The 20,285-nt window shown below is 31.4% G+C and carries 17 protein-coding genes; 3 read left to right on the top strand and 14 right to left on the bottom strand.

The window, feature by feature from the left end; all coding sequences use genetic code 11:
• Positions 1-574 precede the first annotated feature (574 nt).
• The 4 genes from ACFVRR_RS15675 to ACFVRR_RS15660 all read right to left on the bottom strand — a co-directional run bounded on the left by ACFVRR_RS15675 (position 575) and on the right by ACFVRR_RS15660 (position 3,612).
• A complete protein-coding gene (locus ACFVRR_RS15675) occupies positions 575-898 on the bottom strand; it encodes an alpha/beta fold hydrolase (RefSeq protein ID WP_387330419.1) in 324 nt (107 codons plus the stop codon).
• 227 nt (positions 899-1,125) lie between these two features.
• Positions 1,126-2,181, bottom strand: a complete 1,056-nt coding sequence (locus tag ACFVRR_RS15670) for a peptide ABC transporter permease (protein WP_387330296.1) — start codon at positions 2,179-2,181, stop codon at positions 1,126-1,128.
• Positions 2,178-3,056, bottom strand: coding sequence for an ABC transporter permease subunit (locus ACFVRR_RS15665; protein WP_387330294.1), 879 nt, complete (start codon positions 3,054-3,056; stop codon positions 2,178-2,180). Before ACFVRR_RS15665 ends, ACFVRR_RS15670 begins: the two co-directional genes overlap by 4 nt.
• Positions 3,057-3,090: 34 nt before the next feature.
• A complete protein-coding gene (locus ACFVRR_RS15660) occupies positions 3,091-3,612 on the bottom strand; it encodes a hypothetical protein (protein ID WP_387330291.1) in 522 nt (173 codons plus the stop codon).
• Between the two features lie 219 nt (positions 3,613-3,831).
• On the opposite strand from ACFVRR_RS15660, the gene pepF reads away from it, so the two are divergent.
• A complete protein-coding gene (gene pepF / locus ACFVRR_RS15655; RefSeq protein ID WP_387330288.1) occupies positions 3,832-5,643 on the top strand; it encodes an oligoendopeptidase F in 1,812 nt (603 codons plus the stop codon).
• A 53-nt stretch (positions 5,644-5,696) separates the two neighbouring features.
• Here the strand turns inward: pepF and ACFVRR_RS15650 are convergent, their stop codons facing one another.
• The 5 genes from ACFVRR_RS15650 to ACFVRR_RS15630 form a co-directional block, all read right to left on the bottom strand.
• Positions 5,697-7,085 carry an APC family permease gene (locus ACFVRR_RS15650; protein WP_387330285.1) on the bottom strand — a complete coding sequence of 463 codons (1,389 nt, stop codon included), beginning with the start codon at positions 7,083-7,085 and terminating at the stop codon, positions 5,697-5,699.
• A 253-nt stretch (positions 7,086-7,338) separates the two neighbouring features.
• Positions 7,339-7,986: a nitroreductase family protein gene (locus ACFVRR_RS15645; protein WP_069032559.1), complete on the bottom strand. Its 648-nt coding sequence runs from the start codon at positions 7,984-7,986 to the stop codon at positions 7,339-7,341.
• Positions 7,987-7,997: 11 nt separating this feature from the next.
• Positions 7,998-9,839: an ABC transporter ATP-binding protein gene (locus ACFVRR_RS15640; RefSeq protein ID WP_387330282.1), complete on the bottom strand. Its 1,842-nt coding sequence runs from the start codon at positions 9,837-9,839 to the stop codon at positions 7,998-8,000.
• On the bottom strand, positions 9,820-11,559 hold the full coding sequence (locus ACFVRR_RS15635) for an ABC transporter ATP-binding protein (RefSeq protein ID WP_387330279.1): 1,740 nt from the start codon (positions 11,557-11,559) through the stop codon (positions 9,820-9,822). Before ACFVRR_RS15635 ends, ACFVRR_RS15640 begins: the two co-directional genes overlap by 20 nt.
• A gap of 149 nt (positions 11,560-11,708) precedes the next feature.
• Positions 11,709-13,490: a M3 family oligoendopeptidase gene (locus tag ACFVRR_RS15630; protein WP_387330278.1), complete on the bottom strand. Its 1,782-nt coding sequence runs from the start codon at positions 13,488-13,490 to the stop codon at positions 11,709-11,711.
• A gap of 625 nt (positions 13,491-14,115) precedes the next feature.
• Between ACFVRR_RS15630 and ACFVRR_RS15625 the strand changes: the two genes are divergently transcribed.
• Positions 14,116-14,676: a 3D domain-containing protein gene (locus ACFVRR_RS15625; protein ID WP_387330275.1), complete on the top strand. Its 561-nt coding sequence runs from the start codon at positions 14,116-14,118 to the stop codon at positions 14,674-14,676.
• A gap of 12 nt (positions 14,677-14,688) precedes the next feature.
• Here ACFVRR_RS15625 and ACFVRR_RS15620 read toward each other — a convergent pair whose 3' ends face one another.
• Entirely contained in the window at positions 14,689-15,063 is a 375-nt protein-coding gene (locus ACFVRR_RS15620) for a hypothetical protein (RefSeq protein ID WP_387330272.1), read from the bottom strand.
• Between the two features lie 151 nt (positions 15,064-15,214).
• Here ACFVRR_RS15620 and ACFVRR_RS15615 point away from each other — a divergent pair, with 151 nt between their 5' ends.
• Positions 15,215-15,349, top strand: a complete 135-nt coding sequence (locus ACFVRR_RS15615; protein ID WP_025671362.1) for a hypothetical protein — start codon at positions 15,215-15,217, stop codon at positions 15,347-15,349.
• 550 nt (positions 15,350-15,899) lie between these two features.
• On the opposite strand, the gene thrB is transcribed toward ACFVRR_RS15615, so the two are convergent.
• From thrB to metA, 4 genes are all read right to left on the bottom strand, one after another.
• Positions 15,900-16,808, bottom strand: coding sequence for a homoserine kinase (thrB, locus tag ACFVRR_RS15610; protein ID WP_387330268.1), 909 nt, complete (start codon positions 16,806-16,808; stop codon positions 15,900-15,902).
• The gene (gene thrC / locus ACFVRR_RS15605) at positions 16,805-17,863 is read right to left on the bottom strand and encodes a threonine synthase (RefSeq protein WP_387330265.1); all 1,059 of its coding nucleotides are present in this window, start codon (positions 17,861-17,863) and stop codon (positions 16,805-16,807) included. Before thrC ends, thrB begins: the two co-directional genes overlap by 4 nt.
• Positions 17,856-19,160: a homoserine dehydrogenase gene (locus ACFVRR_RS15600; RefSeq protein WP_387330262.1), complete on the bottom strand. Its 1,305-nt coding sequence runs from the start codon at positions 19,158-19,160 to the stop codon at positions 17,856-17,858. Before ACFVRR_RS15600 ends, thrC begins: the two co-directional genes overlap by 8 nt.
• A 132-nt stretch (positions 19,161-19,292) precedes the next feature.
• Complete coding sequence (metA, locus tag ACFVRR_RS15595; RefSeq protein ID WP_387330259.1) at positions 19,293-20,198, bottom strand: homoserine O-acetyltransferase MetA; 906 nt, start codon at positions 20,196-20,198, stop codon at positions 19,293-19,295.
• Between the last annotated feature and the right edge of the window lie 87 nt (positions 20,199-20,285).

Raw genomic sequence — 20,285 nt, 5'->3', positions numbered from 1 at the left:
GCAGAGAACATCTATTTTTCAGTAAGACAGACCTTCCTGCTAACTTAAATCCACGCCAAAAACCATTTATAATGGATTGGGCAGAAGATAAAAGACATCCCATTATTAAATAATTTCAAAACTTAACAGAGGCTTTTTGGAATAAGAAATTCATAAAGAGTGAAAGAACCAAGAATTAGGATCTGGTTCTTTCACTTTTTTAGTATAATGCTAAATGCATATTTCACTTTACATTCACTTTCATTGCAGCTATTTCACACAACACCTACAAACTCACAAATTATATTTCTTATTCAATGAAGCATTTATCAGATTCAATTGTGTTAAAAATTCGTGTATATACATCCTTAATGTTAAGATCGTTTACTTTGTCATTGTATAGTCCATAATACCTTGTTAAAACAAAGCATTTTATAGATTCATTTTTTTTTCTAACCAATTAATTATTATATTAGATACTTTATCGGGTTCATCCCATTGAATCATATGGTTAGCATCATCAATTCCAATAACATTTAGATCTTTTATATTACGATTTAACTGTGAAATTCCAACCTCTCTCGCAAGATCAAGATTAGTCAGTAATGTTGCACGAATTAATATTACTGGTACCTTTATAAATGGATATGTTTTTGAAAAGGGTTTTAAAAAATGCTTTTATAATTGATAAAACCGTAAATTTTGAAGTGACGGGTTCTGCCCCCCAAGAGTGGCCCATTAGAAAAAATGGTTTAGTGATTTCTTGCTCAAACACTTTGTTATACCAATTTGACAAATTAGAAAATAAATAATCCTCCTCATTATCAAAGGCTGTCGTTTTGCCATGTCCAGGATGATCGAAAACAATCAAATGAAATTTATTTACTAGAATTATTGCTAATTCTTCAAAACTATAAATTGCATTTCCAGCAAGACCGTGAAAACAAACGATAGTTGGATTTTCTTTATTACCATATTCGTACTAACTCACATTTTTATTTTCTATGCTTAAGATAACATTTTGCAATGCTCGAACCCCAATGAAATAAATAAAATTAAACCTCTATACGATTTTTGAGTTTTCCTCTATATACAAAAATAAAAACCTCTCTTCTCAATTTAGAACAAAGGTTTTCAATTACTTTATTATCTTGTTACAAGCTGTCTACTCGATTTAGGTTCGTTATCTACGATCCTACTAACTTCATTTAATTTTTCCTTATTCACAAAATCAAAATCATTTAATCCATTATATAAACCTTCATTATTAATAGGTTGCTTCTTTTTTTGCACTGTTTGGTTTTCTATTAAACGCTCAATCCCCAATTTAATAAGATTAAAAGCAAAAATCGAAACAATAAAAGCTATACTTGGTGCAATGATTACCCATGAATCAATCGATAACTCGATGTAATTTGCACCAATCATTGCAGACCATTCATTAGCTTGTGACATCGGTCGGTCTACTCCAAGATCTAAGTAAAGGACTTTAACACCACCAATAAATAGTTTAAAAACACCTAATTGGGTTAGTAAAAATAAAGTTTGTATAGTTTGTTGTACAAATAATAAAAGAATACGGCTTCGTAAATAAGGTATTACATGCTTACGGCGGATCCAGCCATTTCGTGCACCTATGACTTTAGAGCTAGTAATGAAATCATTTTTTAAAAAATCTCTTACTTCTTCACCGATTGAATTCATCAATACTGGAATCGAAATAATGATTAGTAATGATATTTGAATTGCGATTGTTTTTTCTTTTACTGCTTCTGAAACGTCATTTAACTTCTCAAAAAATGGAAATATAATAATTACAGCTGGCACAAAACGAAATGCATTCAAAATTGGTTCAATAATTTTTAATAATCTTTGATTCATAAATCCGAAAAATGTACCTAATAAACCGCCAAATATGACTCTCATAAGTCCTACAACTATGGCAATGGATAAAGTGTATTTAGCACCATCAATTATCATCCAGAATACATCTCTACCAAAACGGTCGACACCTAAAAGATATTTCCAACTTGGAGGATAACCATATGTATCGACTAATTTACCTTCTGCATTATATAACAAAGCTGGGGCTGGTTTAATCGTATCCTTAATAAAGTAAGTATAAATAAAACTAAAGGTGATTAAGCCAAGTATGATGAAGCTTCCTATTATAATTGGTAAATACTTTTTAATTTTTATCATATAGCTTGTCCCCCTTTCATTTTATTTACAATTTGTTTAAATAGAATCTCTAGCAAAAAGAACGGGATAAATAGTAATACTAACGCCATAAAAAAGATTTCAGGCGAACTACTATTATTAAATAAAAATGAAAAATAGCCCTTCATATTAAAGAATTTTTCTACTATTAATAGATTCGAAATCATCATCCAAAATATTAACTTACTATTACTTAATAAAGTAATCGCAACATTACTGAATATATGACGGATAATAATCCAGGAATTAGAAAGTCCCTTTGCTTTTGCATACTCAACATAGTCTCTAATTTTTTCTTCCTGTATTGCCAGAAATAACATCTGGAAAAGTTGGATCGTAGGAATGATCGATACAAGGATGATCGGTAATGCGTAAGCTTTAGATTCAAAGCCACTTATTGGATCGACAATTTTTACGCCGGTTTTATTAAATATCCATAAAAAGAAAATTTGAAATGCGCAAATCATTACTACGTCTGGTATAGATTGTAAGAAAAATAGAAAACTATTTATTATTTTTCTAAATGATTTTGGACCTATATTTACTAGATAAGCAATAAATAATGCGACGAAAATTGAAAGTAAAAACGCTGAAAAAAGAATCGTAAAAGAATATACGTATGGCTCTAAAAATACAGAAGAAAAAGGAACATATTGAAATTCTTTTAAGTAAACTTCTAAATTATCGAAGTAAAAAAAACTCCAAAAAAAGATTTGTAGTTGATTCCAAAACTCAACCAGTCGCTCTCCTTTTGGTAAAAATAGAGTAAAAGAAGTAGCCGTAATTAAACCAATTCCGAAGATTGTTAAACAAAACTGAAGATGATATTTAGATATAGTTCTACTTGTTTGTATCATGTTTTATACACAATCTGCTTCGTCTAATTGTGTATTATTTCCCCTCCTTTTCTTGCTTTATCTTATCTTTACTAAATACTAGAAAACCTCCATCACTTAATTTACCGAATTTCCAAAATGTCCCGTACTGTTTAATATACATATATTTTTGGTTTTGCTTTTTCCCAACTCTATAACCTTCTGTAGTAGATCGAATGTTTTCACCATTATTGCCGAATTTGTCTTGGATGTTTTTTGGTTGCTCGTCAGGTTTAAAAAATAAAATGCCAGTAATGTTTTTATTTTTTGATTCTAATAAAATTTTCTTATTTGCCGTGCCTTGTTCATCCGTTTTTATAGTAGTTTCGTAGATTACATTCTTTGTATCATCATCCTTAAATAAAATATTAAATTTAGCATTATTAGGAAGTGATGATTCCACTTTAATCCCAACACTTTTTAAATCATAAGTCCCTTGTGCTTTAATAGCTAAATTTTGAGGAGGTTTTTTAATAGTACATGCTGAAAGTGCAACAGTTGCAAAAGTTAATAAACAGAACATTTTTAATTTTTTCATTCGATTTAAAAAACTCCTTTCTAAGGAATAAAATTTATTTCCATTTTTTCTTATAAATGTTGAAATTTTTAACCAAATTCAAATTAATTTTATCAAAATAATGACGGATTGCGCAGTATAATTGTTATAATTTTCTATTTTATCGAATAATTTCACCATTTAAATGTTTTTATACAGTATAATAGACTCGTACCAACTACTACTAAAGGAGGCAATTTGATGGAAAAAATGTTAGTAAAACGTTTAACACGTGCTGAGGTTCCAACAGAAATGACTTGGAAATTAGAGGATTTATATCCGACTCGTGCAGAGTGGCTAGTTGCTTTAGAACTAATTGAAAATGATTTAGTAGAGGCGAAGTCGTTGAAAGGTTCTGTCCTTAAGTCTGCTGAATCTTTAAAAAAAGCATTATTAACTTATGAATCTATTATGCTTCAATTAATTCGTTGTGGTACATATGTAAGCTTACGTCAGTCTGGAGATGGTTCAGATTCTCAAAATCAATCTGATAGTTTACAATTTTCAAGCTTAAGTACAAAAGCAAATACAACTTTAACGTTTATTCAGTCAGAGCTTTTACATTTGAATAATGACATGTTAGAGGCATTTATTAAGGAAGAAAATGAAATAGAGGTATTTAAATTATTATTAGAAGAAATTATTGCATCTAAAAGACATAGATTACTCCCTGAAACTGAAGAGGCTTTAGCTGCACTTGGTGAAGTTACTTCTGCCCCATATCGAATTTACCAAACTAGTAAGGCCGCTGATTTAAAATTCGATTCCTTTGAAGATGAAAATGGAAAAGAATTAGAAAATTCGTTTGCTATGTTTGAAAACTTATATGAATTCTCTCCGAATCATACAGTGCGTAAACAGGCGTATGAATCTTTTACTAAAACTCTTACCCAATACAAAAATACATATGCTTCGATCTATGCTACTCAAGTAAAAAAGGAAGTTGCTTTAAGTAAATTACGTCATTATGATTCAGTTACGCAAATGCTCCTTGAAGATCATAAAGTAACTTTAGAAATGTATCATAATCAATTAAATATCATCTTTAAAGAACTAGCTCCACATATGCGTAGACTAGCTAACTTAAAGAAAAAACAACTTGGACTTGAGACGATTCATTTCTATGACTTAAAAGCACCACTAGATCCAGATTTCAACCCAAGTACTACTTATGAAGAAGCAAAAGAAACGATTTTAAAATCACTTGAAATTATGGGACCTGACTATGTTTCAATTATGGAAAAAGCATTTGATGAGCGCTGGATCGATTATTCCGATAATGTTGGTAAATCAACAGGTGCATTTTGCTCTAGTCCGTATGGTGTGCATCCATATATTTTAATTAGCTGGCAGGATACGATGAGAAATGCATTTGTACTTACTCATGAGCTTGGACATGCTGGTCATTTCTATTATGCAAACAAATATCAACGTGTTGTAAATACTCGTCCTTCTATGTATTTCGTTGAAGCACCTTCGACATTTAACGAGATGTTATTAGGCCAATATTTATTAAAACAAACAAATGATCCAAAAATGAAGCGTTGGGTCATCCTTCAATTACTAGGTACTTATTATCATAATTTTGTAACTCATTTACTTGAAGGTGAGTTCCAAAGAAGAGTTTATGAACTTGCTGAAAAAGGTACGCCTCTTACAGCGACAACTTTCTGTGAAGTTAAAGGGAATGTCCTGAAAGAATTTTGGGGAGATTCAGTTGAAATTGATGAAGGTGCAAGTTTAACTTGGATGCGCCAGCCTCATTATTATATGGGACTTTATCCATATACTTATTCTGCTGGATTGACTGCATCTACTGCTATTTCTCGTAGAATTGCCTCAGAGGGCCAACCTGTTATTGATGCATGGATAGAAGTATTAAAAACAGGTGGATCGAAAAAACCTGTTGAACTTTTAAAAATGGCTGGTGTTGATCTAACAACAAGTGCACCAATCAAAGAAGCTGTTGAATATGTTGGATCATTAGTGACGGAATTAGAGTCTCTTTTCTAAGTATATCAAAAAACACCTAAATTATTTTAATATGAATAATTTAGGTGTTTTTATTAGTTTTTCATTTGTTTCTTCTTCCCTTTTGTTCCATTACTATAAAGAATAAATCCAATACATCCGAATAAAATCGGTCCAAGTACAATTGGTAAATATTCTAACAGTGTAGTATCTGGAGCTGGAATAAGTGTTAAACCGATTGTTCCAACTACTGATATCATTCCAATAAGTGCAACGAAAATAGCTAGTGAATTACTTTTAATTTTAAAGGGTCTGTTTATTTTTTTATCAGTCATACGAAGTTTAAGATATGCACTAATTAAAAATACATAAGGAATAAAAAATGCCAATGTCGACATTAAAACTAGCATATTTAATGCCTTTGAAACACTTGGTACAAAAGCAGAAAGAATTAAAATGAATGTAACTGCAACTGCTTGACCTAATATTAAAATTGATGGCATACCATCTTTATTTTCTTTTAATAAGTTTCTAGGAAGAACATCCTTTGCACTCTCAGCAATCATCACACTAGGATTTAAGATTAAAAATGAAAGAGAACCTACAAATGCTAATACAAAGCAGATTCCTAAAATTTGAGAAAGTGAAAAATTCAGTCCAAATTGTGAAGTTATTTTATCCGCAAATAAATATAGTGCAGTCGCAGTTTGGTCAGATGAAATTGTAATGACAAACTGGAAAGCAACTGTTGCAAGTATATAGACTAATGCAATAATAATTGATGTAATAAAAATCGCTCTCGGAAATGTTTTTTGTGGATTTCTTACATTCCCCGCAATCGTTCCTAGCATTTCTGCCCCTGAAAAACCAAACATTAATGTTGATAAAAACATTATCGTTCCAAAAGATAAATTATTTGGCATGATTGTACTTTGTGTAAAGTGAGTAGCGCTTGGTTCACCGCTAAACATACTATAAAATCCGAAACCAAATATTAATATTGCTGGAACTAATACGCCAAGCGGTGCGCCGATTGACGCAAGTCTTCCGCTCATTTTAGTTCCTTTTAATGTCAGTAATGTAACAATCCAAAATATAACACTAGATATAATAGCTGTTTTCATAGGATGGCTTGCCATTTGTGGCTGGTTAATTCCATATACAATCGCAATTGTAGTTGTTAATAAAAGTGACGGATAATACGTAAAATTAGCAATCCAAAAAAACCATGAACATAAAAATGAAGCTTTTTCTCCAAAAGCTTTTCGAACCCAAACACCCATACCGCCTTGATTTGGATAGGTTGTAGATAACTCAGCTACAATTAATCCAATTGGAATAAAATAGATTAATGCTGCAACAATCCAATAAAATAAAGCTGAAGGACCAATTGTTGAAGCAAAAGCAATATTACGTAATCCTAATATTGCATTTATACTTAAAAATGATAAACCCATTACACCTAATTTTTTAGTCGAATCCATGATGATACTGCACCTTTCAATATAAAAAAATCTTCTACTTATTAATCACTTGAGTAATTATACAGATATATTAATATAAATTCAAACGTTATCTTATATTAGTATAGTATTTTGAATTGATGTAAAATTTCATTTTTAAATGATGGGTTATTGATAAAGTTTTGAACTTCGTTAATAAAGTCAATATCTAATTTATTCTTCTATAAAAACACAAAAAACCCACGAGTAATTTCCTCGTGGGCTACTTAATTTATTAATCAACGTAACGAATAATTTCTGCAACTTCTTTACGTGCAAGTTTTTTTGCAGGTTCTGATGGATATCCAAGTGAAATGACCATGTTAATTTCGCGGTTTTCCTCAATCTCTAAATACGTTCTAAGTTTATCTTGAGCTAAAAGGACAGGACCTGTCATTGGACATGTTCCTAAGCCTAAGGCATGTGCTGCTAACATTAAGTTTTGTGATGCTAAGCAGCTACTTTTAATTCCTTCTTCTTTCCAAACTTCATTTTCAACAAAGCCGATTGGATCAAATATTTTTGTTCTGAATTTTGATTCATAAGGTGTTGCTAAACAAATTATTAAAACTGGTGCTTCTCTAAATGCTGTTGCATAAGGACCAAAAGAACGAACTAATAGTTTACCTTCTTTTTCTAATCCTTTTTCTTTTGCTTTTTCAGCAACTTCATGTAGAGAATCCCATGTCATCTCTTCAATTTTTTTAATTTTGTCAGTGTTTTTAATAATAATAAACTCCCAAGTTTGTGAGTTTGTATCACTTGGAGCATAACGTGCGCAGTCAATAATTTCTTCAATTATTTCATTTGATACTGCTTGATCAGTAAATTTTCGAATACTTCTTCTTCCGTGAATAATTTCTTTAAACGAATTGTAATCCATGCTTCCACCCTTTATTGTATATGCTGATCTTCATTCATCCCTTGATGTTTTACTAATTCATAGTAAAAACCTTGTTTATCAATTAGTTCTTCATGTGAACCTCTCTCTATACACATTCCATTTTTCAAAACAAGTATTTGATTAGCATTTTTAATTGTATTTAGTCGATGAGCAATGACAAAGCTTGTTCGGCCTTGCATTAGTCTTAGTAAAGCTTCTTGAATTTTAATTTCAGTAATTGTATCAATACTACTTGTTGCTTCATCTAAAATTAAAATTGCAGGATTTGCTAGAATAGCTCGAGCAATTGAGAGAAGTTGCTTTTGACCTTGACTAATTTGCTGATCATCTTGTTGTAAAATTGTATCATATCCTTTTGAAGATTTCATAATAAAACTATGTGCATTCGCAAGCTTTGCAGCCTCTTCTACTTCTTCATCTGTTGCATCTAAACGACCATATCGAATATTTTCTCGAATTGTTCCTTTAAATAAAAATGAATCTTGTAAAACAAATGCCATTTGCTGTCTCAAGTTTTTTCTAGAATATTGACCAATACTTACACCATCTATGAGTATATCACCACTATTGATTTGATAAAAGCGTGAAAGTAAATTTACTACTGTAGTTTTACCTGCACCTGTTGGTCCGATTAAAGCGATTGTCTCACCTTGTGATACTTTGAATGAAACATCTGTTAATGTATTTGAATCTGAATCCTTCCCATAAGAAAAATTAACATTTTTATATTCAACTTTACCTTGAATAACCTTTTGGTCATTAATAATGTGGGATTCATCAATCGCTTCAATATCCTCATCGATGATGGAGAATACCCTCTCAGCTCCAGCAATCGCAGAAAGTAATGTATTAAACTGATTTGATAAATCGTTTAATGGACGAGTAAATTGTCTTGAATACTCAGTAAATACAACAATTGTACCAATCGAAATATGTCCTTTATAGGCAAAATAGCCACCAATACCTGCAATGATTGCAAAGCTTACATTGTTTAATACATTCATGAATTTAGGAATAAATCCGGCAAAGATAAATGCCCAAAATCCTGAGTTTTTCAATTTTTCATTTTTATTTAAAAAATCTCGAATCATTTTATCTTCTTGAGAAAAAGTCTTGATGATTCTTTGTCCGGAAACTGTTTCTTCAATAAATCCATTTAACTCACCTAAGTTACGTTGCTGGATTTTATAAAGTTGGCCGGTACGGTGTGTAATCCATTTAATACCAATTATTAAAATAGGAACAATTGATAAAGTCAATAAAGTTAAGATTGGACTATACCAAAGCATAACTGAAACAGTACCGACTAAAGTAAGAACACTTGAAAATACTTGGATTACGGAAGTATTTAAAGTCGAACTTACATTTTCCAAGTCATTCGTTACACGGCTCATTAACTCTCCGTGTTGCCTTTTTTCAAAAAATGACATTGGTAATTTATGAAACATATTAAATAATTCTGTTCTCATTTTTGTTACAGTGTTTTGAGCAATATCGATCATCCAAAAATTTTGTAAAAACAATGATGCAGAATAACCTAAGTAAATAAAAACTAAAGCTACGATTAACCAATTTAAACCACTTAAATTATTTTTTAGAATATAATGGTCGATTGAATACCCAACTAATACAGGTCCTAATAAACCAAGTACAGAGCTTACTAAAACCATTAAAAGTACGACCATTAATTTACCTTTCATTAATGCTAGGTAAGACCATATTCTTTTCAATGTTGAGGAAACATTATCTGCTCGAGAAGCTTCCTTTTTCTTCTTTTCCTTTGATAATTGTAAGTGTTTATATTGGAAAGGTTTAGTTAGCTCCTTTAACATTATGAATTTCCTCCCTTCCATATTGCGAATAGTAGATTGCTTTATATAATTTTGAACTTTTTAATAAAGATTCGTGAGTACCCTCTTCTACAAGTTCACCTTCGTCTATAATTAATATTTTATCTGCATTTTTTGCTGTACTGATTTTTTGCGTGATGATTAATGTCGTACACTCGTAATTTTTTAAAGCTTCAATCAAGCTAGCTTCGGTTTTTAAATCTAATGCACTAGTACTATCATCAAGTAATAAGATACTAGGCTTTCTAAGAATTGCTCTTGCAATCGAAAGTCTTTGTTTTTGTCCACCTGAAAGGTTAACCCCTTTTTGACCAATTAAACTTTCATATCCATTTGGAAAAGTTAAAATTGAATCGTGAATTTGTGCATGTTTAGCAGCTAAATAAACTTCCTCATCCGATGCACTTTCTCTACCCATTAGTAAATTTTCTTTGATTGTTCCTGTAAATAGTAGAGCTTCTTGTGGAACGTATCCAATTTGACCTCTTAATTGCTTACTGTTTATTTTACGTATATCTTGATCATCAATTAAAATTGTTCCAGAATTAACATCGTATAAGCGAGGGATTAATTGGAATAAAGATGTTTTTCCAGAACCTGTTGAACCCAATATTGCAATTGTTTGTTCGGGGTATGCAACAAATGAAATATTTTTTAGCACTTCTTTTTCAGAATTGGGATAACTGAAAGAAACTTGATGGAATTGAATTTTTCCTTCTAATCGATTTGCTAGTTGGTTTCCTTCATTCTTTTCTACAAAGTCTTCTTCAATCGTTAATATTTCATCGATTCGTTCAGAAGAAGCTCTCATTCTTGAAAACGCACTAATAATAAAAGAAAAAACAGTAAATGATGAAGTAATACGGGAAATATAATTTACGATTGCTACAATATCTCCAATATTCGTTTCATGTGAATGTACTTTACTATTTCCAAACCACAATACGATCAAAATGGAAGCATTCATAAATAGAAGCATGACTGGCATAGTAATTTCCATTGTTCGTAATGCAACAGATGTTTTTTGTTTTAAATTTTGATTTATATGTTGAAATCGATTATTTTCATGGTCATTTCGTACAAAGGCTTTAATTAATTTCATTCCAACTAAATTTTCTCTTAGCACACTATTTACAATATCCACATTATCTTGAACATTCTTAAATAGCCTTCTCCCTTTTTTAACCATCCAATTTAGGAAGATAAATAAGAAAGGTAATATTAAAAATAGAATAAATGAAAGCTTCCAATTCAAAATTAATGCCATTACGACACTACCAGTTACGATTAATGGTGCTCTCAAAATAATTCTTAAGCTCATAAAAACTGCACTTTGTAATTGTGATACGTCATTTGTCAATCTAGTAATGATTGATGAAGTTGGTAAATAACTAAACGTCGTAAATGAAAAGGTTTGTACTTTCTCAAATAATGTTTTCCTTAACGTAAATGAATAGCTTTGAGCAACATGAGTAGCATAAAATGTATTTAATACTCCTCCAATAAAAGCAACGATCGATAACACGATCATGACGATTCCCCATTTTGTAACATAAGCCATGTCTTTGTGAACTATTCCATTGTTAATGATACTAGATAAAATATATGGTTGAAATAATTCAACTACTAACTCTAAAAGTAAAAAGATTATGCTTGCAAAAATTGTTATTTTATATGGTTTTAAAAATTTAAAACTATTCACTTTAGTCACTCCCCTACTAAAGAGGTAATGATTAAAAACCCCTTCGTATTTATCTTATCTTTTTTTAATAAATCTACAAAACTCTTAATAAAGGCATTTAAAACAGGAAAAGAACTCGTAATTAAACGAGTCCTCCTCATAAAAAATTATCATTCAGTGATCGATAAAAATTCTTCAACGTCTTTTAGAGATAGTTTTACTGCCTTCTCCCAGAAATCACGTTTTGTTAAATCAACACCTAAATGTTTTTGAGCTAATTCTTCAACTGTCATAGAAGCTGTATCTTTTAAAAGAGCAATATATTTCTGTTCATAGCTCTTGCCTTCTTCTAATGCGTTTGCATAAATTCCTAATGAGAATAAGTATCCAAAAGTGTATGGGAAGTTATAAAACGGCACACCTGTAATATAAAAGTGTAGTTTAGATGCCCAGAAATGTGGATGATACTCTTCTAAAGACCCACAATACGCTTCTTTTTGAGCTTCTTCCATTAGTTCATTTATTTTATTTTTACTTACAACACCATTTTTACGCTCTTCGTAAAAACGCGTTTCAAATAAGAAGCGAGCATGAATATTCATATAAAATGCTACACTACGTTGAATTTTGTCTTCTAAAAGAGCTAAACGCTCCTGATCGGAACTCGCATTTTTAACCGCTGCATCAGCTACGATCATTTCTGCAAATGTAGAAGCTGTTTCAGCAACATTCATTGCATAATATTTATTAAGTGTATGAACATCTTTCATTGCAAACGAATGGAAAGCATGACCTAATTCATGTGCTAATGTTGAAACATTCGAAGGTGTACCTGAATATGTCATGAAAATACGAGATTGGCTACTTTCAGGAAATCCTGTACAGAAACCACCTGGACGTTTACCTGCACGATCCTCTGCTTCAATCCAAGAGTCCTCAAATGCCATCTTTGTAAAACTAGTTAATTCATCACCAAATTTACCAAATTGATCTAATATAAATTCTGCACCTTCAGAATATGAAACAGTAGAATCAATATCAGCCACAGGCGCATCTAAATCATACCAACTTAATTTCTCAACGCCTAGTAATTTAGCTTTTCTTTCTAAATATTCAACAAATGGAGCTTTATTGTCGATTATCGCACCCCACATTGAATCAAGTGTTTGTTGACTCATACGATTGATTGACAATGGTTCTTTTAATACATTATTCCATCCACGTTGTCCATATACACTTAAACGGAAACCTGCAAGATGGTTTAATATTTTAGCGAAATAATCTGACTCTTCACCCCAAGTTTCTTCCCATTTTTCAAAAATCTCTTTACGCACATTGCGTTCCTTAGAAGAAAATAGATTTGATGCTTGACCAACTGATAAAAGTTTATCATCATGTTCGATCTGCATTTTTCCAACAACAGTATCGTACATTTGGCCCCAACCATGATATCCGTCAACCGAAAGGGCAGTAATTAATGCCTCTTGTTCTACTGATAATAATTCACTAGCACTTTGACGACGCTCATTTAATGCAAAAGAAATTTCCTTAAACTCATTAGTTTCTAAAATATCTTTCCAAACAGAATCTTCAATTTTAGTTAATTGACTATGGAATTTTGTTAAAGACGTAGAAAATGTTGCATATAGCTGCGTTAAAGCTCCTCTTAATAAATTAGCTTTTTGATCAGCCATATTTTGAGCTTGTAAACAGCTAACAAATCCACCAGCTTGCGATAATTTCTTACCTATTACTTCAATATTACTTATGATATCAGCTAACTCTTCAACTTCATCACTACTTTTAGGAGCAGAAAACAAAGAAACCTGTCTTTCTATTCTTTCTACTAAATTAGTAATTTCTTTTATGTATGATGCGAATGCAGGAGATTCACTGCCTCCTTTAAAGAAAACATCTAAATCCCATGTAAGTGAATATGTATTTGTTGACATACGACCCCACCTTTTGGTTTTATAATTACATTTGTTATTATACATTATTCAAAATATTTAGTCTAATCATACTACTTTTTACCATTTGTAACTCCTACACAAGCTTGTTGAATTTTAGTGTAATTGTACATTTTGTCTATTTATACAAGTATGAAATGTTTAGCTTGATTTATTAAAGGGTGTTTTTAGTAAATTTTAGTAGTTTTTAGAACTTATTCAGGATCTGTTAAACCTCAAATATGAAGGAAATATTACAAAACTTCACTAATTGTTACATAGTTTTTAATTCTAAATTAATAAAAACCAGCTCAATCGTCCTAAAAAAGTATGTTTTTCTAGAATATTTATGATCTTATTGAAAAGTTTTTACTGTTTAACTGTCTCCCTATTAACTTTTCAACTCATCTCTTCAGCCCTTTAAAATCAAGCATTTTGGCTTATTATTAGACGACGCATAATCTTAAATCGGTACTATGTCGAAACAAGCTGTAACTATTATGCAGAATTTATAGAAAATTATAAAAAAAGGTAATATATTTGTAATATAAAATAAAACTACTGAAATCTTACTGTCACATTCCCATGGTAAAGTATTATACATAGAAGATGGACAGGAGCGGGAAATATGAAAAAATTAATGACATGTTTTGTTACTACTGTTTTTCTAACAATGGGATTTACGACAAATACATACGCAGCAACTTACAAAGTTAAATCTGGAGATACTTTATCTGCTATCGCAAAAAAGCAAAAAGTAACAGTTTCTCAGATTAAATCTTGGAATCATTTAAAATCAGACCTAATTAAAGTAAATCAAGTATTGCAAATTAAACCTGCAACTAAGAAAAAAACGACAACGACTAAAAAAACAACAGCTAAAGCTGCTACACCTTATAAAGTAATTAAAATGAAAGCTACAGCTTACACTGGTAGTTGTAAAGGATGTAGTGGTAAAACAGCTACTGGTATAGATTTAAAAAAGAATCCAAAAGCAAAAGTTATTTCTGTGGATCCAAAAGTAATTCCACTAGGTTCTAAAGTATATGTAGAAGGCTACGGCTATGCAATTGCTGGTGATACTGGCGGTTCACTAAAAGGAAATAAAATTGATGTATTTATCCCAAGTCAGAAAAATGCCCAAAAATGGGGAGTTAAAACAGTTACTGTAAAAGTTTATAAAAAATAAGAAAACGAGCCCTTAATTCGGGCTCGTTTTTCTATTTCTAATTCCATTTGGATTTAAGTTAAATAATCGCCGTTCTAATTCATATAAGAATTCATTTCGCTTTTCCTCATTTGATTGAATCTCTAACATCTCTAATTTTTCGAATAATTTTCGTATACTTTTTCTTTGAGACATTTCCAAAGTATAGATTTTGTATGGCTCAAACCAAGGTTCCTTTTTTAATAAGTAAATTTTCCCTTCAATTAATTCATCATCTTTCTCATTAAAAGGATAACCAAAAAACTTTTTTGGCAAATAATCAAAAATCGATTCAACAACTATTTGCATGATTAATTGAAACAATATTCGAAAAATAAAAAATAAAATTTTCAATACAACCTCGTGCATCGTTTTATCCCCTATTCCTTATATTACCAATTATTTTATCATTTCTTTCGTACAATAAAAATAACGATTAAATTACATAATTTTTAAAAGCATATTTTTCGTTTTAGAAATAAATAATAAAATTAAATATTTGTTTTGGAGATGAAACTAATTGGAAGATAAACGTTTTACAATAACTGGAACCGACATTAACGAAGTGAAAAGAAAAAATGCAAATTCAGGTTTAACATATAATCAAGTTAAACAATTACTTGCAGAAAAATATATGAAAGAACGAGAAAAATAAAGAGTGATTGATTCCTTATACTAATTTATTGTTGTAACTCGTGATTTTCTCTTAATTTATACGTAGATGATGCTCTTATTTGCTGTTTTAGCGATTTTATTTGCAGATTCGACTTTTTTAATTGTAGTTTCGTAATTTTTATTTGCAGATTTACCTTTTTTATTTGCAGCTTCAAAGATTTAATTGCAGTTTCACAATTTTTATTTGCACTTTCACAGATTTTTATTGCAGTTCCATACTTTTTATTTGCACTTCAAATTTTAATGCAGTACCCTACTTTATATTTGTACGTTCACAGATTTTTATTGCAGTTCCAATCTTTTTATTTGCACGTCAGATTTAATTGCAGTACTCAACTTTTTATTTGCACTTTCACAGATTTTAATTGAGTTCCAATCTTTTTATATGCACTTCAGATTTAATTGCAGTTTCACAATTTTTATTTGCACCTTCACAGATTTTAATTGCAATTCCACCTTTTTTATTTGCACTTCAGATTTATTTCATAAAATACAAAACCACTCAACGATCCATTGTTGAGTGGTTTCTTTTAATTCGAGTGGATTGAATGTTTAACTGTTGCACCTTTGTTTTCTATTTTTATTTCACTTACATCACAATTTGGAAATAAACGTGTAAAGTAGTCAATTGCTTCAGTGCAACCTTCGATCGTAACAAATGCTAATACTGTCGGACCGGCACCACTTAATACAAATCCATGTACATATTCAGGTAATTCGATTTGTTTTAGGGTATCTAGCTCTTTTACAATTTTGCATCGATATGGTTCGTGAAACAGATCTCGTTTCATCATATCGCCTGCTAATGCCCAATTTTCCTTTAATAGTGCTAAAACTAATAGATTACTATAGCTGCTAGATTGGATAGCATCCTTATAAGGAATCGATGAAGGTAAAATATTTCTTGCGTGTACAGTTTCTAATTCGTATTTTGGTATAATTGCTACTACTGACACTTTATTTAATGTCGAGTGTTGGATATATGCTTTTCCATCTATAAAAGTCCCAATTACTAAGCCGCCATAAAGTGAAGCTCCGACATTATCCATATGACCTTCAATTGAAGTTGCGATTCTAAGCTGTTCTTCTAGAGTTAATTGAAGATTACAAAGTTCATTTGCTAGAATAATGCCACCTACTATTGCTGATGCACTACTTCCTAAACCTCTTGTTAACGGAATATTACTTTCAAGCTTTAAATGACATGTTGGCAAAGATTTATGATTTGCTTTTGCAACATCAATTGCTGTTTTTAAGATTAAATTTGTCTGATCAAGCGGAATATCTTTCAAATATTCACTAAATCCCTCACAGCTATATTGATCATAATCATATACTTCAATTGTTAAGTATCGATTTAATGCAATACCAATCGAATCAAAACCAGGTCCCACATTTGCAGTGCTTGCAGGAACTGTTATTTGGAAAAGTTTTTTCATATCGAAACCACACCTTGTAAATGTTCTAATACAATTTTTTCTTCATTCGGTAACAATATTGGCTCAATTTTACTTGATTGAATTGCGATATCTGGATCCTTTAATCCATTACCTGTTAGGATGGCTACAACTTTTGAGCCTTTTTTGATTACACCAGATTGTACTTGTTTAAATACTCCAGCAATACTTGCACATGAACCTGGTTCTGCAAATACGCCTTCTTTTGATGCAATCCATTTATACGCTTGTAGGATTTCTTCATCTGATACACTATCAATTGCACCGTTTGACTGTCCGATTGCATTTACTGCATGCTCCCAGCTTGCTGGGTTCCCAATTCGAATAGCTGTCGCAATTGTTTCGGGATTTTCAATCTTTTTATTTTGGACAATTGGTGCTGCACCTTCAGCTTGAAAACCATGCATTTTAGGTAATTGATAACCTTTTGATAGTTTGTATTCATTAAATCCTTTCCAATAAGCTGTAATATTCCCTGCATTTCCAACTGGAATTGCTAATATATCTGGGGCTTCTTCCAATTGCTCACAAATTTCGAATGCAGCTGTTTTCTGGCCCTCGATTCGATATGGGTTAACGGAATTTACTAGTGTAATTGGTTCAGACTCACTAATTTTTCTTACCATTTGTAATGCGTGATCAAAATTTCCATCGATACTAATGATATGTGCTCCATACATGACCGCCTGCGCAAGTTTACCATATGCAATTTTACCATTAGGAATAATTACAAAACATTTCATACCAGCTCTTGCAGCATAAGCAGCAGCGGCAGCAGATGTATTACCTGTCGATGCACAAATAATTGCTGAACTACCTGCTTCCTTTGCCTTAGCAACTGCCATTACCATCCCACGATCCTTGAATGAACCTGTTGGGTTTAGCCCTTCTAACTTAACATATAATTCAATTCCCCACTCCTCTGATAAGTGAGGTAAAAATAGTAATGGCGTATTCCCTTCATTTAAAGTTAATTTTGGTGTTTCTTCATTAATAGGTAAAAAATTTGAATAATTTTCAATTAATCCTTTATACATCGAGATCTTCACCTGCAATTCGATAATAGCTACGTACTTCATCGACTACATCAGATGTTTCTAAATTTTCCAATACTTTTTTGTATGCTGAATATGAAGCATGATGTGTTACTAAAATGATTTCAGCAAGACCTTTATGCTTTAATGGAACTTGAATAATTTTCTCAAAGCTTATATCAGATTCTGTAAAAATTGAAGTAATTTCTGCGAACGAACCTATTTGATCTTTTACTGTAAAACGGAAGAATGATTTAAAATAAATTTCATGATCTTCTTTAATTTCTTTTGGATATTGTGGTAACACAGCACTTGTGCCGTTTACACCAAGTCGCATATTTTTCATTACTGCAACTAAGTCTGATACGATTGCAGTTGCAGTTGGTAAACTACCAGCACCTGGTCCATAGAACATTGTTTCTCCTACAGCTTCCCCATATACATAAACTGCATTAAATTCATTGCTAACAGATGCTAATGGATGATTATGTGCAATTAAAGTTGGTCCAACACTAACTTCAATTCGATTATCGTTTCTCTTCGCATAACCGATTAATTTCATTGTATAACCAAAGTATTTAGCAAAATCGATGTCTTCTGAAGATACTGAACTAATTCCACGTACTTGCACATCTTCTAGTTCAACATCCATTGAAAAACCTAATTTAGCTAAAATTGTCATTTTTCTCGCTGCATCTAGTCCTTCAACATCTGATGTTGGATCTGCTTCTGCAAAGCCGAGTTCTTGAGCTTCTTTTAACACATCCTCATATGCTTTTCCTTCATTGCTCATCTTTGTAAGAATAAAGTTTGTCGTTCCATTTACAATTCCCATTAATTTAGTTACGCGGTCTGAAGCTAAACCGTCTACTAAACTACGAATTATAGGGATACCCCCCGCAACACTAGCTTCATAGAATAAATCGCATTTATTCTCATTTGCTACACGGAGTAATTCAGTACCATATAAAGCCATTAAATCTTTATTAGCTGTGACTACATGCTTTTTATTTCGAAGAGCATGAAGTATGTATTGTCTAGCATCTTCAATTCCACCCATTACCTCTACAACAACATCTACATCTGCATCATCTAAAATTTCAAATGCATCTGTTGTTAATAAATCCTTTTGAATTGAAATTGAGCGCTCCTTTTCAAGGTCCTTAACAAGAACTTTTTTTACTTGAACAGAACAACCGATTTGATGAGCTAATCTGTCCTGATGATCTTCAACAATTTTTACAACACCACTTCCAACAGTTCCAAGTCCTAATAGTCCGATAGATATACAGTCCTTCATATGATCTCCTCCGTTAAAATTTGATATTATTTCCATTATGGGAATGTTTTATGAAAATAGCAAACTTTTTTTTAAATTTTCCAATTATTTTTATTTAGTATTTGACAAAATTATGAAACTAAAAATATAAAATTATAAATTGTAAGGGGTTTCTTGATAAACGTAATAATTTAACCAATTTGAGAAAAGTAGATTAGCATGACTTCTCCAACGTACAATCGGAGGTTTTTCAGGATTATCATTCCGGAAATAGTTTTTTGGTATAGCAATTTCCGCTCCTCTTTGTACATCTCTTTCATATTCTGATTTTAAAGTATTAATACAATATTCATGATGTCCAGTTGCAAAAATTTGCTTTCCGTCCTCACTAGTAACAAGGTGGACACCCGCATCATCCGATAGACTTAAAATCTTTAATTCTCCTATTTGATCGATATCTTCCTTCTTAACTTCAGTGTGTCTTGAATGCGGTACATAATACTCGTCATCAAAGCCACATACTAGTTTCACAAAGCGATCCTCTACTGAGTGTGGGAAAACACCAAACATTTTTTTATCTAATGTGTATTTAGGAACTCCGTAGTGATGATAAAGACCTGCTTGTGCACCCCAACATATATGCAATGTAGATGTTACATTTTCTTTTGTGAAATCCATGATTTCTTTAAGTTCCGACCAATATTCAACTTCTTCAAAGTCCAATGTCTCAACTGGAGCACCGGTAATAATAAATCCATCATATTTTGTATTTTGAATTTGTGAAATTGTTTTATAAAAGCTTGAAACATGCTCTTCTGAAACGTTCTTGGGCTTGTATGATTCAGTACCGATTAAATCGATATCTACTTGTAGAGGTGAATTTGCAATTAAACGTAATAATTGCGTTTCGGTTTCAATTTTAGTTGGCATTAAGTTTAAAATGCCTATTTGAAGCGGTCTTATATCTTGTGACTCCGCTCGCTCTTTCGTCATATAGAAAACATTTTCTTTCGTTAGTATTTCCGTTGCAGGTAGATCTTTGTTGATAATTACAGGCATTTTTTCCACTCCTCTTTTTTCTTAAGAAAAAGGTAGTAGATTGATGCATCAACTATTTCTACTACCTATTTGAAATAACGAAATTAT

The organism is Gottfriedia sp. NPDC057948 (genome assembly GCF_042887255.1).
Lineage (GTDB): Bacteria > Bacillota > Bacilli > Bacillales > Bacillaceae_G > Gottfriedia.
Note: the sequence above shows the minus strand (reverse complement) of the source record. Positions and strands in the feature narration are given on the sequence as shown.

Coding starts and splice junctions, on each gene's coding strand:
- ACFVRR_RS15645 (WP_069032559.1), bottom strand. CDS start 7,986: ATGGATTACAATTCGTTTAAAGAAATTATTCACGGAAGAAGAAGTATT.
- ACFVRR_RS15600 (WP_387330262.1), bottom strand. CDS start 19,160: ATGAAGGACTGTATATCTATCGGACTATTAGGACTTGGAACTGTTGGA.
- ACFVRR_RS15640 (WP_387330282.1), bottom strand. CDS start 9,839: ATGTTAAAGGAGCTAACTAAACCTTTCCAATATAAACACTTACAATTA.
- thrB (WP_387330268.1), bottom strand. CDS start 16,808: ATGAAAAAACTTTTCCAAATAACAGTTCCTGCAAGCACTGCAAATGTG.
- pepF (WP_387330288.1), top strand. CDS start 3,832: ATGGAAAAAATGTTAGTAAAACGTTTAACACGTGCTGAGGTTCCAACA.
- ACFVRR_RS15650 (WP_387330285.1), bottom strand. CDS start 7,085: ATGGATTCGACTAAAAAATTAGGTGTAATGGGTTTATCATTTTTAAGT.
- ACFVRR_RS15670 (WP_387330296.1), bottom strand. CDS start 2,181: ATGATAAAAATTAAAAAGTATTTACCAATTATAATAGGAAGCTTCATC.
- ACFVRR_RS15660 (WP_387330291.1), bottom strand. CDS start 3,612: ATGAAAAAATTAAAAATGTTCTGTTTATTAACTTTTGCAACTGTTGCA.
- ACFVRR_RS15625 (WP_387330275.1), top strand. CDS start 14,116: ATGAAAAAATTAATGACATGTTTTGTTACTACTGTTTTTCTAACAATG.
- thrC (WP_387330265.1), bottom strand. CDS start 17,863: ATGTATAAAGGATTAATTGAAAATTATTCAAATTTTTTACCTATTAAT.
- ACFVRR_RS15620 (WP_387330272.1), bottom strand. CDS start 15,063: ATGCACGAGGTTGTATTGAAAATTTTATTTTTTATTTTTCGAATATTG.
- metA (WP_387330259.1), bottom strand. CDS start 20,198: ATGCCTGTAATTATCAACAAAGATCTACCTGCAACGGAAATACTAACG.
- ACFVRR_RS15630 (WP_387330278.1), bottom strand. CDS start 13,490: ATGTCAACAAATACATATTCACTTACATGGGATTTAGATGTTTTCTTT.
- ACFVRR_RS15665 (WP_387330294.1), bottom strand. CDS start 3,056: ATGATACAAACAAGTAGAACTATATCTAAATATCATCTTCAGTTTTGT.